Source organism: Pseudomonas sp. LTJR-52 (genome assembly GCF_003691465.1).
Lineage (GTDB): Bacteria > Pseudomonadota > Gammaproteobacteria > Pseudomonadales > Pseudomonadaceae > Chryseomonas > Chryseomonas luteola.
On sequence record NZ_CP033105.1, the window covers coordinates 5,002,915 to 5,015,370 of the forward strand.

Annotated in this window: 10 protein-coding genes and 1 pseudogene; 2 read left to right on the forward strand and 9 right to left on the reverse strand. The window is 53.7% G+C overall.

Annotated features, from left to right (window positions below; translation table 11 throughout):
* Positions 1 to 88: 88 nt before the first annotated feature.
* Positions 89 to 1,081 (forward strand): TRAP transporter substrate-binding protein, encoded by a 993-nt coding sequence (locus tag EAW52_RS23100; protein WP_112298028.1) that lies wholly within the window; start codon positions 89 to 91, stop codon positions 1,079 to 1,081.
* A 233-nt stretch (positions 1,082 to 1,314) separates the two neighbouring features.
* On the opposite strand, the gene EAW52_RS23105 is transcribed toward EAW52_RS23100, so the two are convergent.
* Genes EAW52_RS23105 through EAW52_RS23115 form a run of 3 tightly spaced genes read right to left on the reverse strand, consistent with a single transcriptional unit; the run spans position 1,315 to position 6,853 of the window.
* Positions 1,315 to 2,646 (reverse strand): TolC family protein, encoded by a 1,332-nt coding sequence (locus EAW52_RS23105; RefSeq protein ID WP_112298029.1) that lies wholly within the window; start codon positions 2,644 to 2,646, stop codon positions 1,315 to 1,317.
* Positions 2,643 to 5,720: an efflux RND transporter permease subunit gene (locus EAW52_RS23110; RefSeq protein WP_122044234.1), complete on the reverse strand. Its 3,078-nt coding sequence runs from the start codon at positions 5,718 to 5,720 to the stop codon at positions 2,643 to 2,645. The genes EAW52_RS23105 and EAW52_RS23110 overlap by 4 nt, the downstream gene beginning before the upstream one ends.
* Entirely contained in the window at positions 5,717 to 6,853 is a 1,137-nt protein-coding gene (locus tag EAW52_RS23115) for an efflux RND transporter periplasmic adaptor subunit (protein WP_122044235.1), read from the reverse strand. The genes EAW52_RS23110 and EAW52_RS23115 overlap by 4 nt, the downstream gene beginning before the upstream one ends.
* A gap of 399 nt (positions 6,854 to 7,252) precedes the next feature.
* Here EAW52_RS23115 and EAW52_RS23120 point away from each other — a divergent pair, with 399 nt between their 5' ends.
* On the forward strand, positions 7,253 to 7,852 hold the full coding sequence (locus EAW52_RS23120) for an SDR family oxidoreductase (RefSeq protein WP_372238871.1): 600 nt from the start codon (positions 7,253 to 7,255) through the stop codon (positions 7,850 to 7,852).
* Positions 7,853 to 8,329: 477 nt separating this feature from the next.
* On the opposite strand, the gene EAW52_RS23125 is transcribed toward EAW52_RS23120, so the two are convergent.
* From EAW52_RS23125 to EAW52_RS26270, 6 genes and pseudogenes are all read right to left on the reverse strand, one after another.
* Complete coding sequence (locus EAW52_RS23125; RefSeq protein ID WP_122044237.1) at positions 8,330 to 8,623, reverse strand: hypothetical protein; 294 nt, start codon at positions 8,621 to 8,623, stop codon at positions 8,330 to 8,332.
* 938 nt (positions 8,624 to 9,561) lie between these two features.
* Positions 9,562 to 9,759 (reverse strand): hypothetical protein, encoded by a 198-nt coding sequence (locus EAW52_RS26250; RefSeq protein WP_218567896.1) that lies wholly within the window; start codon positions 9,757 to 9,759, stop codon positions 9,562 to 9,564.
* 24 nt (positions 9,760 to 9,783) lie between these two features.
* A complete protein-coding gene (locus EAW52_RS26990; RefSeq protein ID WP_218567951.1) occupies positions 9,784 to 9,969 on the reverse strand; it encodes an amino acid permease in 186 nt (61 codons plus the stop codon).
* Positions 9,970 to 10,289: 320 nt separating this feature from the next.
* A complete protein-coding gene (locus EAW52_RS26260; RefSeq protein ID WP_218567897.1) occupies positions 10,290 to 11,162 on the reverse strand; it encodes an ATP-binding protein in 873 nt (290 codons plus the stop codon).
* Between the two features lie 420 nt (positions 11,163 to 11,582).
* Positions 11,583 to 11,708, reverse strand: a pseudogene (locus EAW52_RS26995) (hypothetical protein); the annotation flags it as partial.
* Between the two features lie 54 nt (positions 11,709 to 11,762).
* Complete coding sequence (locus EAW52_RS26270) at positions 11,763 to 12,428, reverse strand: PAS domain-containing protein (protein ID WP_218567898.1); 666 nt, start codon at positions 12,426 to 12,428, stop codon at positions 11,763 to 11,765.
* Between the last annotated feature and the right edge of the window lie 28 nt (positions 12,429 to 12,456).

The window sequence follows — 12,456 nt, forward strand, 5'->3', positions numbered from 1 at the left end:
TCCAATGCGCCTGGCGACAAGCAGATTCTCCTGAAAAAAGGCCGTTCGCATTCTGCGGACCGATGACAACAACAAAAGGAAAATGGCTATGCTCACATTTACCCGGGTACTTCTTTGCGCCACTCTACTTGCAACGGCTGGTCTGGCTCAGGCCGCCGAGCCCATCACGATCAAGTTTGCCCACGTGGTTGCTGACAATACGCCGAAGGGACAGGGCGCCTTGCTGTTCAAGAAGCTGGCCGAGGAGCGTCTGGCTGGCAAGGTACGAGTGGAGGTCTATCCGAATTCCTCCCTGTTTGGCGATGGCAAGGAAATGGAGGCGTTACTGCTGGGTGACGTACAGATGCTTGCGCCGTCGCTTGCCAAGTTCGAGCAATACAACAAAAAGATCCAGATCTACGACTTACCTTTTCTGTTCGACAACTTGGAGGCAGTCGATCACTTCCAGGCCGGAAAGGGGAAGGAGTTGCTTTTAGCGATGCAGGACAAGAATATCCTGGGGCTAGCCTATTGGCATAATGGACTTAAGCAACTCTCGGCCAACAAGAGGATGGTTGAACCTAAAGATGCGCGTGGCCTTAAATTTCGTGTGCAGGCCTCCAGTGTGCTTGAAGAGCAATTCAAGGTGTTGCGCGCCAACCCCCGAAAGATGAGCTTTGCCGAGGTGTATCAGGGACTTCAGACCGGTGTGGTCAATGGCACTGAAAACACCTGGTCCAACTATGAGAGCCAAAAGGTCAATGAGGTCCAGCCATTCTTTACAGAATCAAACCATGGTCTGATCGACTACATGGTCATCACCAACGCCTCATTTTGGAAGGGGCTGACGCCGGAGGTGCGCAATGAGCTGGAAAAGATTGTGGCTGAAGTTACGCTTGAGGTAAACCGGCAGGCCGAAGCGTTAAACCAGAGTGCCAAGCAGAAAATCATCGACTCCAAAACCAGCCAGGTGGTCTCATTAACGCGTGAGCAGCGCGAAAAATGGCGCGAAACCATGAAGCCGGTCTGGAAGAAGTTTGAAGGCGAAATTGGTACAGACCTGATTGATGCTGCCCAGGCCTCAAACGAACAGGCTCAATAACCCTGACGCATGTCCGGCTCTGCCGGACGCTGTCCTTTCTACCTGAGCACTCACAGTGTGATTCATGCCCCTTCTACGGATATAGGACTATAGTTATGGCGTTTCTTTATGTAACCTCTAATAGCAACTAAGTGTAAAGGTCATCCAAGAGGTATGAGGAAGTGCTTTGGCTCAAATAGCCAATGCGAGGCAGCGGTTGCCAATGGCAATCGGTCTGGGCCAGGATAACCAATTCATGCAGGAGGTGATAAACCGAGCGTGCGAAAGATTTCTGTCCACTTTAACAGGACGTCGGTGGTTGCTTGAACCTGGTCAAGACGGGCATCAAAGTAGACACGTTCAGCGTCTAACACTTCGATAAGCGATACCGTACCAGCTTCATATTGGCGACGCGCCAGAGCGCGGGCGTTGGCTGCCGAGTGGGTAGCTAGCGCCAAAAGCTGCTGCCGCTCCATCCCTTGTCCATAAGAGGCAAGGGCGCTACGAACTTCCCGCAGCGCCTGTAGCAGAGCGGCTTGATAGGTCAGCCAGGCTTGCTGCTGACGGGCATCGCTGGCCTCGATGGCGGCACGAATCTGTCCGAAATTGACAAGGGGTTGAAAGACCTGGCCGCTGATCGACCAGGCTGGTGTTCCTGACCCCTGCTCAAAACCCACCAGCGCACCTAGCGTCAACTGCGGATAACGTAGTGCCTTGGCTGCATCCAGTTCGGCTGTCGACGCCTGAAGACGCAGCTCCGTTGCGTATACGTCGGGGCGGTTACGCAGGCTCGTGGCAGGCAAGGCCATAAGCGCCGTGACGTCTGGCATGAGAGGCTGCTTTGGCGTAACGGCCTGGGCAAGGATCGAGTCGATCTCTGTCTGATCCCGATTGAGCAGATAGGCCAGCCCATACCGGGAGGACTCGGCCTGCTCCCGGGCAGCCGGAATCGTGGCTCGGGTAATGTTGACCTGTGCTTCCAGGCGTTCTACATCAAAGCCGCTGGCCGTACCGCCCTTGAAGCGGATACGCGTGATGTTAGCCGTCTGTTGCTGGTTGTCAGCAGCCTGCTGGGCGATGGTTTCTTCCTCTCGTGCGAGGCGATAGCGCAAATATGTAGATATCACATCGGCAACCAGGCTAACGCGCAGAGCCTGATAGTCGGCTGCAGTGGCTTGCATGTTAGCTTCGGCGGCTCGGGTCTGTGCACGTAATCGACCGAACAGGTCGATTTCCCAGGTCAGGTCCACGCCATATAGATAACTCTGGTCGGCGCCATCGCTCGCGTTGTGGCTTGCCTCGGCTGAACCCGTCCCACGCAAGATAGGAAACAGAGCGCTGGAGCTCTGACGGCGAAGTGCTCGTTGCTCGCGTATGCGCTGAATGGCACTCTTCAGATCAAGGTTGTTATCTAGCGCGAGCGTGACCAGACGATCGAGCGCAGGGTCCTGGAATCCCTCCCACCAGCGCAGGGGCAGGCCTTGTATGGCGACACCCTCGGCCGGAGAAGCAGGCGGCGCTGGCGAAATAGCACAACCGCCAATACTCAAGACTAGGCAGCCCACAACCCAGGCGATACGTTTCATGCCTTATTCTCTTGAAGGAAAGACTGACGGCTGACAAAGTGTCGATCCATCATCAGGTAAATCACAGGTGTGGTTAGCAAGGTCAGCACCTGGCTAAACAGCAACCCACCGATGATGGCAACACCTAGCGGCTGGCGAAGCTCTGCCCCGGTACCAAAGGCAAGCACCAGTGGTACTGCTCCGAATAAAGCCGCCAGGGTTGTCATCAGGATAGGGCGGAAACGGGTCAGGCAGGCTTGATGAATGGCTTCGCGTGGTGCCAGCCCCTGGTCGCTCTGTGCCTGCAGGGCGAAGTCGATCAGGAGAATACCGTTCTTTTTGACGATCCCGATCAGCAGAATGAGGCCGATCAGCGCCATGATCGAAAAATTCATTCCCCAGAGCCAGAGCAGCAGCAGGGCGCCAATGCCCGCCGAAGGAATGGTGGAGAGGATCGTAAGAGGGTGGATGAAGCTCTCATAGAGCACGCCGAGGATAATGTAGACGGCTACCAGCGCCGACAGGATCAGCAAGGGCTGCGAGGCGAGCGTTTGCTGAAAGGCCTGGGCCGCTCCCTTGAACGTGCCCGTGATGCCGGTCGGCATACCCAACTCCTGCTGGATCTGTTGCAGTGCGGTAACCGCATCGCCCAGCGCGACGCCAGGGGCCAGGTTGAATGACAGGTTGGCCGAAGGCAGCATGCCACTGTGGTTAATGCTGACCGGAGCGGGCTTACGGGGCTGGGTATCCGTAAAGGCACCCAAGGGTACCAACTGCCCCGTTAGAGGTGAGCGCAGCTGGAAGAGGTCAAGGCTTTCTATCTGACGACGCTGATCCCGGCTTAGCTCGAGCACTACTTTGTACTGGTTGGAGGCGGTCTGCATTTCATTGATCTGACGCTGCCCAAACGCATCGTACAAGGCGTTGTCAACATCGCGAGCAGAGAAGCCATAGCGCGCCGCCGCTTCCCGATCAATCCTGATGGGGCTGAGCGAGGCATCAAACAGCAGGTCGTTGTTTACATCGCGGAACAGCGGACTGCGCAGTAAACGCTCGGTCAACTGTGGAGTCCAGGTGGCCAACTCTTCCAGCGAATGGGCACGCAACACGTACTGGTATTGGGCCCGGGAGGCGCGGGCACCGATATTGATATCCTGAGCGGCGCGCAGGGTAACGCGTAGATCGGGGATCTCGGCCAGCTGCGGCCGCAGGCGATCGATGATCTGCTGGGCTGACGCGGTGCGTTTATCCGGATCGCTGAGTACGACGGAAACCCCACCGATGCTATAGCTGCCATCATTACCCACGTCGGTGGTGTAGGCGATGATGTCTGGATCGCTTGCAAGGATTGCATTGAGCTGACGTTGTTTGGCTTTCATTGCGTCAAACGAGATATCGGCACTGGCTTGAGTGGTGCCGGCCAGAAAGCCGGTATCCTGCAGCGGGAAAAAACCCTTGGGCAACAATACCAAGCCTGCGATGTTTAGCAGAATGATGGCCACGAAAGCGGCCAATGTCAGGCGTTGATGATCAAGCACCCAGTTCAGAGCGATTTCATAACGGCCAATGAGCATGCTCATGAGGCGGCCATGTCCTGAATGGTCTGGCAAGGGATTCATGAACAGGGCAGCCAGGGTTGGAGCGAGGGTCAGGCAGACCACCACGGAAATGAGGATCGCCGCGGCCGTCGTCAGGGCGAACTCCTGAAACAGCCGGCCCACATAGCCACCCATGAACAGTAGCGGAATCAGCACGGCAACCAGCGAAAGGCTGATTGAGACAACAGTGAAACCGATTTCCTGAACGCCCCGTAACGCCGCCTCATACCGGCTCGCACCGGCCTCCAGGTGCCGATGGATGTTTTCCACCACCACGATGGCATCATCCACGATAAAGCCCACGGCGACGATGATGGCTACCAGCGTCAGGTTGTTGAGCGTAAAACCGGCCAGGTACATGGCCGCGCATGTACCTATGACGGAGGTACTCAGGACCGCAAAAACTACCAACGTTGCCGACCATTGCCTGAGAAACAACGCCATCACGGCGATAACCAGTGCGACGGCAATCGCAAGCGTCAGCTCAGCCTCGTGTAGCGAAGCACGGATCGTTCGGGTGCGGTCATTCAGGACCTGTACATGAAGATCCGCCGGTAAAGCGGCGGTCAACGAGGGCAAAGCTGTCTTGATGGCATCCACGGTTGTAACAATATTCGCACCCGGTTGGCGGCGGATAACGATGGCTACACCCGTCGAACCATTCATGTTGGCTTGGGTGTATTCATTCTCACCACTTTGGCTAACCTTGGCGACATCACCCACGCGTACCGGCGCTCCCTGGCGATACGCTACTACTACGTCGGCGTAATTAGCGGCGGAAAAAAGCTGGCCATTGGTTTCCAGGGTAGAAAGGCGGTAGGTACCTACCAGGGCTCCCTTAGGCTGGTTACCGCTTGCGTTCTGAATGGCGGTGCGTACATCCGCCAGGGTGACGCCTGCGGCTGCCAGCAATTCAGGTCGGGCCTGAATACGAATGGCCGGACGCTGCAGACCATTCAGACGAATCATTCCGACACCATTGATCTGGCTGAGCTGACGCGACAATGATGTTTCGGTCAGATCGCTGACCTCATAAGGTGAAAGCGTCTTCGAGGTAACCGACAGGATCAGGATGGGAGTATCGGCCGGATTGATCTTGCGCCATGTAGGCAAACTGGGCAAATCGGCCGGCAGTCGTGAGGAGGCCGCGTTGATCGCCGCTTGCACTTCCTGGGCTGCCACGTCGATATTCTTGTCGAGGATAAACTCCAGAACGATTTGGGTCTGACCCAGTGAGCTTGTGGATGAGATGTCGGCAATGCCGGGAATGGAGCTGAGCTGTGTCTCCAAGGGCGTAGCTACAGAGGATGCCATCGTCTCGGCACTGGCTCCCGGCATGTCGGCTTCGATCTCGATGGTCGGCGCGTCCACTTCCGGGAGCGGGGCGACAGCCAGGCGATTAAACGCCAGGATGCCGCATAGGATCAGTGCGATTACCAGCAGCACAGTGCCGATGGGATGATTGATACACAAGGCATAAAGGTTACGGCTCTTCATAAGCGATTACCTTCAACCGGCTCCGTGCCTTGAGTTGACTTGACTTCTGTGCCTGGACGAAGTCTCGACTGGCCATCGACAACGACCTGATCACCCACCTGTAGCCCTTCGACAACCGCCAGCCCATCGGCGTCATGTATAAGCTTTACGGTAACCGGTGTAGCTTTGCCATGTTCCACACGCCACACAAAGGTACCCTCCGCACCTTGCCGGATGGCTTGTGAGGTGATGACCAGTGCATTCTTGAGCAGTTGGGATTGAAACGTCACTACGACGGATTGATCGGGCCATAGATGTTCATCGCCATTGGCGAACAATGCTTTTACTCGAAGGGTGCCGGTGCTTTCATCTACTCGGTTATCGATAAGCGAGAGTTTCCCTTCGGCAATAAGCGCACCACCAGCCTCATAGTAGGCGCGCACCGGCGCTTCGTTTTTTTGCGCCAGCATGCGCTGCAGGTCGGGCAGGCGCGACTGCGGTAGGCTCGCCTCGATGCTGATCGGGTTGGTTTGCACAATCGAAAACAGGCTTGTCGTGTCGCTGGCACGGACGAGGCTGCCTTCGAACGTATTACGAATCCCTACCCGGCCTTCGATAGGAGAGTAAAGCCGCGTATAGGACAGTTGGACCTTGCCGGCTGCCACAGCGGCTTCTCGTAGATCCAGCGTAGCCTCCAGTTGTGCGACTAGTGCCTTCTGTTGATCCAGCGTCTGTGCAGGCGCTGCATGATCCCTTACAAGCCCCTGATAGCGGCGCAGGTCCGTACGAGCGATATCCAGCTCGGCACGTGTTACATCCCGCTCGGCCTCAACCTGACGCACATTGGCACGTATCGCACGATCATCGATTTGCGCCAGCAGATCGCCTTTGCGGACCCGTTGTCCTTCCCTTACCGGCAGAGAGACAAGCAGGCCCTCGACCTGAGGGCGGACCTCGATATTACTCAACGGTCTGACATGACCTAAGGCTCGCAAAAGTACAGGGACATCCCGACGCTCAACGGTCTGGGTCACCACTGGTACGATAGTGGGTGTAGAGGATGATTGCTCAGAGGGGGGCGAATGCTGGAAATACAGGCCTGCGCCTACTAACCCTATGATAATAATGACAAAAAGCACTCTAATACGGCGCATGGGTCGATTTTCAATTAGGGTTATTGGAAAATTTCAGAGTTAAACCGCTAAGTCTTTTTGGAGCGCTTGGATTTATCTGGAAAAGTCTGTGACACATGCTGTTTTGATTTTATCAATGTACAAGCATGCAGACCTTACAGCGTACTGCAGCGGTACGGGATCAGCTAGTTACCGTTGCTCTTGCTACCGGTTCAATAACCCTTCGGAACATAAGTTGAACCAATATCACGGTAGAGCCTTTCAGGTTAGCTTGCCACTGCCCAGGGTCTGAAATAAACATGCTTTGCTGCAAATGTCCGCATGGGCTCAATCATCACTGGCTGGATAATAGTTCCCTGGGATTAACATCAGAGAATTATTACCTATTCCACCTAAAGCGTTACAATATCACGTAACCGTTTGGCATCTGTGGCTGGCGGCACAGGCGACTCAGCGATTTCTCTAGTGATCGATCTGCTCAATCCAGAGAGTTGTGCCTCGCTTTTGCCAAATGGCCTGGAAAAGGTGGGGCAGCTCGATATTTTCTATGCCAATGCGGGTAGTTATATCGGTGGGGACCTCTTGGAAGCAAACTCGGCAGGCATCGATTGCATGCTCAACCTCAACGTCAATGCAGTGATGAAGAATGTCCACGATGTGCTTCCGCATATGATTGAGCGCGGCACTGGAGATATCGTGGTGACCGGGTCAGTTGCAGGCCATTTCCCCGCGTCTTGGGAGCCGGTCTATGCCATGTCCAAGTGGGCGATGAACTGCTTTGTCCAGACTGTACGGCTTCAGGTCAACAAGCACGGTGTTCGCGTCTCGGCGGTTTCTCCTGGCCCCGTTCTGAGCGCCTTGCTGGCTGACTGGCCAGAGGAGAACCTCAGGAAAGCCAAGGAAAGCGGCAGTATCATCGAGCCCAAGGAAGTTGCAGATGCCCTCATGTACATACTGACGCGACCACGTAACGTCACTATCCGCGACATGATTGTGCTTCCATTCGCCTTTGATATGTAAGTACACCCTCTACTGGATTGATCCCTTGATACACCTGTCGGGATCAATCCAGCCTCGCCTTACAAGTGTATAGAATGATCTAAGTTCACTTACGTCATTACAACCGTTAACCGTAGCCAGTTCCAAAGCGGCTTCTTGCTCCTGCTCTGATGGCCAGGCAAGAAACGGCAATGGCTTTACCAGCCGTGACATACACGTCTAGAGCCTTTACAGCTTAAGAGGTATCGGTTCAGGCAGTCCGTTACTGCTTGTCCATGGGCGTAAAGCTGCTATTAGAACGTGAATATCTCGTGTGGCGTACTACATGACCGAATGGCCATGTGCTTGTCAACTACGCCGTGCAGCTACATCGTCAATGGCGAGACTGCATCCAGAGAAGCCAACGCTTATAGAGAGACCGAAACAAGCCTGCGCAGAAAGTATGTTCTTTTAACCTGCGGGCACAATAAGGTGGCGGAATGCGCAGGTGAACTCACATTACCTGAGCTTTACTTTCTCGAGTAGCGTCTCATATGAAGCGCTGCTTAATGCCCCATAGTCACGCCAGATTTCCAGATGTTCCTGAAGAGTAGGCGTCATTCCAGCAGGATCTTTCGACCAGCGCTCAAACAGCGCTATTACTATGTCACGCAACATGGGGCCGTCATTGATAGGCGCTGATACAGGATCCAGGGCATCGCCGACCGCCAAGGCGAGGTAGCCCGCTCTTGGGGCACGCCTTAAGAGTGCGGCCAATAAATCCTGTTGCCGGTCTGTTAGGGGTAAGGGCATCTCATTTACCAGATACTACAGCCAGAGGTCTCTACTTCAAGTTTCTTTAGGAGCTACCGCTAAGCAACCGGAATAGCTTTACTTACAGACAACAAAAAACCCGCCGAAGCGGGTTCTTGTTGATCATACTCAACGTCCTGTCGAGCTGCCATCCAGGCGATGATCAATCATCCTTGATCTCTCTGAGCACATCCTGTGCTGCAGTTGATAGGTGTAGATTACGGCCTTTTCTTAGGGTGTGTGAGAGCAACTTACCGCCATATCGTGTAAGCCTTTAGCTATACAAACGGTATAGAGTTCTTACCTACAAGACTTAGGTAAGGGCCCACCGCGTAGTACGATGCTGTCGAGCGTTCACGGTACCCTTCAGGTGGATAACTATCTTTACAGGATAGCGAGCCATAACCAGCACCACTATAAGCCTATGCCAACCATAATCGCCCCCGCCAGTAAGAGGTGCCGTTTCAATGGCCATTGTAAGAAACACTTTGCCTGTCATCGTCCTGAGTTACATAGACCGGATGATCAGCAACTCTACTTACGTGAGGCGCTGCCTCAGAGTGTCGAGCATTTGCATCATTTGGGCGTTAGCTTTTACTTCCCTACACCGGTACGCGATGTTAAACAGGGCAGGGCGACAATAATGGCAAGGTTGTATCAGGCCTTTAAGATTGTTCAGGGCACGATTACCAGACATAACCTCCAAACAGAAATATTACATAACTAACATTATTAGAAGGATGTGGCATTCAGCTGCCAAAAAATCCTGACCCCCTACGATGAAATCATTATTGGTAACTCTCATAACTTTAGTGCTGATGCTGCACGTTTCACTAACGCCATCAATTTCAATTGACCGATCTGCCAGAGCACACTTGGGGCTGGAGAAAACGTCTTGCACGTTTAGAGGGATTAAGACAGCCGAACTTGGGATGAACCTATCCAAACAGAGCGGGGAGGGTGCCGTTACGCTGGATACCGTAGATCATCCGCGCAGTCGAGGCGGTATAGGCTGCGCCCGTTCCGCTCGGGCTGACAAAGGCGTCCGCATAGAGCAGAAAGGCCAGCCATTTTAGGCTCAAGGCCAGCGCCAGTTGGGCAAAAGGTGAGCTGTATGTAAGACCTGTCCCCTTCATGCATATGCTCAGGAGGAGCGTCGCCTAGAAAGCGACCTGGAGCAGCAAGTAAATCACCGCGGCAATAATGATTGATCCAATCATTCCTATAGCAACATTAGGGCCGGGGTTACGTACCTCGCCAGCAAGGTTTATCGGGGTTTGGAAACCGTTGAAACTAAAAATAATGCTGCTGATGGCTATCGCTGTCAGGACGGTCGAGATACTGATTGAGTGATCGCCACCGGTGTGCCGACTGGAAAGTTTTCACCGTGAAAACCTGGCAGTATGAGCGCCATGGCAAACAGCGCCGGTACCAACAACTTGAATATCGTGATTGGGCTGTTACAGCGGGCATAGAGCTTGCGCCTCAAAAGTTTAGCAGGAAGTACACGACTACCAGATGAAACATATACGGCTTGGGGTAAGGCTACTGCCTTAGTGCTTTCCTGCGACCTATAGCAGGTTTTTAAGTCCTAGTCCTGGCCTGTGAGTGGTCGTGTATGTAGGGGGAAGGGGGAGTTGATCCTTCTACGCGACTAAAGGACTATTCAAGCCTTTAGCATGCGGTGGATGCGTGAAGCAAAGTCGTCTAAATCGAAAGGTTTGGTAATAAGTTCCGTTCCCTTCGGGAGAAAGCTTTCTGCAGCAGCCGCCGCCTCGGCGTAACCGGTCATGTACAGGATAAGAAGATCAGGACGTACCTCGCGAGCAGCCTCAGCCATCAGGCGACCATTAATCACGGGTAGCCCAATGTCAGTAATCAGCAGATCTACTGCAGTACTGGACTGTAAAATGATCAGGCCAGCACCTCCATCACTTGCCTCTATAGTTTGATAGCCCATTTCATTCAGCGTCTCGACGATTAGCAGGCGAACGCTGCTTTCATCTTCCACAACCAGTACGACTTTTCCTGATTCAGCAGGGTGAAGAGTCGTAAGCCGGGCGGGTAGCTGTTCATCTTCCAGTTCCGATTGGCTGCATGGCAATGCAAGAATGATTTGGGTCCCAACGTTAACCTCACTTTGGATTTTTACATAGCCGCCTGACTGGTGAACAAAACCATAAACCATGGATAAACCTAGTCCGGTACCCTGACCGAGTGGTTTCGTGGTGAAAAATGGGTCGAATGCGTGACTAATAACTTCGGGCGTCATCCCTACGCCGCTGTCTGTAACTGATAGACAGATATACGAACCGGGTGTGGCCTCCAGCGCCTGAGCTTTATCAGCGTTTAGCGTTTCGGCTAACGTCTCCAGCGTAAGTCGGCCACCGTCAGGCATTGCGTCCCGTGCATTGATTGCTAGATTGAGGATGGCACTTTCAAGCTGATTAGGGTCGCAGAGAATAGGATGCAACTTAGGGCACAGTTTCAACTCGAGCGCAATGTTTTCACCAAGTGTGCGGCGAAGCAGATCTTCCATGGAGGCAACCAGTCTGTTGATACCTATAGCTTTAGGTGCCAACGGCTGGCGTCTCGAGAAAGCGAGCAGCCGATGGGTTAGGGCCGCGGCACGATCCGTCGAACTCATAGCCAGCGCAATGAAGCGACTGATGTCCTGTATTCTGTTACTGGCAATACGCTTTTCAATTAGCCCAAGAGAACCTTTGATGCCTAGGAGTAGGTTATTGAAGTCGTGGGCGATCCCGCCGGTCAAGCGGCCTACCGCTTCCATTTTCTGGGCCTGACGCAGGGCTTCTTCAGCTTGCTGCAGCTCCTGAGTACGGAGTTTAATCTGCTCCTCAAGACTTTCAGTCAACTGACGCAAGGCTTGCTCAGCCTGCACGCGCTCCGTTACATCAGAACCCTGACAGAAGACTCCTTGTACGTGACCTTGCATATCAAAGAACGGCTGATAAACAAAATCAACGAACCGCTCTTCGCTAGGTCCGCCTGGCAGGCGTTGTAACTGGACGGGACGCTGTTGACCTACAAACGCTTCACCTGTCTGAAAAACCTGATCCAGCAGCTCGAAAAAACCCTGGCCTTCAAGGTCAGGTAATACGTTACGAGCCGACTTCTGTTAAATGTCCCGATGCCCGATCAGCTGTTGAAAAGCGGCATTGGCCAGCTCAAAGACGTGCTCAGGACCGCGCATGACCGTGATAAAGCCAGGAGCCTGAGCAAATAATTGGCGTAAGAATTCGGTCTCAGCCATAAGCCTGTGGTTGGCTGCTTTTACAACTTCTCGCTCACGGTGCAGGGATTCATTAGCATCTCTTAAGGCTCGTTCGGTTTCCCGTAACCGACGTGTCGCGAAAACTGTCTCTGTAGTTTCAGTGCAAGCGCAAAACATACCTGCTACAGCGCCGGTCTCGTCTCGGACGGGGCTGTAGGAATAATTAAAGTAGGTTTCCTCTGCGTAGCCGTGTCGCTGCATCACTAATTTCTGGTTTTCAAACCAGGTAGCTTCCCCGGCCAGCGCTCGCTCGGCAGCTGGACTCAAAATATGCCAGATATCCGCCCAAACCTTTTCAAACTGCTCTCCAATGGCCCAGGTTACTTTGGCGCCCAGTACAGGACGATAGGCATCGTTGAACAAGAAAATCTGCTCTGGACCCCATGTCATAAACATTGGGTGACCTGAGTTAAGCATAATACTGACAGCTGTTCGCAAGGACTCAGGCCACTTCTGCGGTATACCAAGGGGAGAGACAGACCAGTCATAATCACGCATCTGCTGACCCATGATCCCACCGCCCGTTAGAAAGGCTAAC

Bases quoted from the DNA above. Each gene is read 5' to 3' on its own strand.
- EAW52_RS26250 (WP_218567896.1), bottom strand. From the start codon at position 9,759: ATGAAGGGGACAGGTCTTACATACAGCTCACCTTTTGCCCAACTGGCG.
- EAW52_RS23110 (WP_122044234.1), bottom strand. From the start codon at position 5,720: ATGAAGAGCCGTAACCTTTATGCCTTGTGTATCAATCATCCCATCGGC.
- EAW52_RS26270 (WP_218567898.1), bottom strand. From the start codon at position 12,428: ATGGGTCAGCAGATGCGTGATTATGACTGGTCTGTCTCTCCCCTTGGT.
- EAW52_RS23105 (WP_112298029.1), bottom strand. From the start codon at position 2,646: ATGAAACGTATCGCCTGGGTTGTGGGCTGCCTAGTCTTGAGTATTGGC.
- EAW52_RS26260 (WP_218567897.1), bottom strand. From the start codon at position 11,162: ATGGAAGATCTGCTTCGCCGCACACTTGGTGAAAACATTGCGCTCGAG.
- EAW52_RS23100 (WP_112298028.1), top strand. From the start codon at position 89: ATGCTCACATTTACCCGGGTACTTCTTTGCGCCACTCTACTTGCAACG.
- EAW52_RS23125 (WP_122044237.1), bottom strand. From the start codon at position 8,623: ATGCCCTTACCCCTAACAGACCGGCAACAGGATTTATTGGCCGCACTC.
- EAW52_RS23115 (WP_122044235.1), bottom strand. From the start codon at position 6,853: ATGCGCCGTATTAGAGTGCTTTTTGTCATTATTATCATAGGGTTAGTA.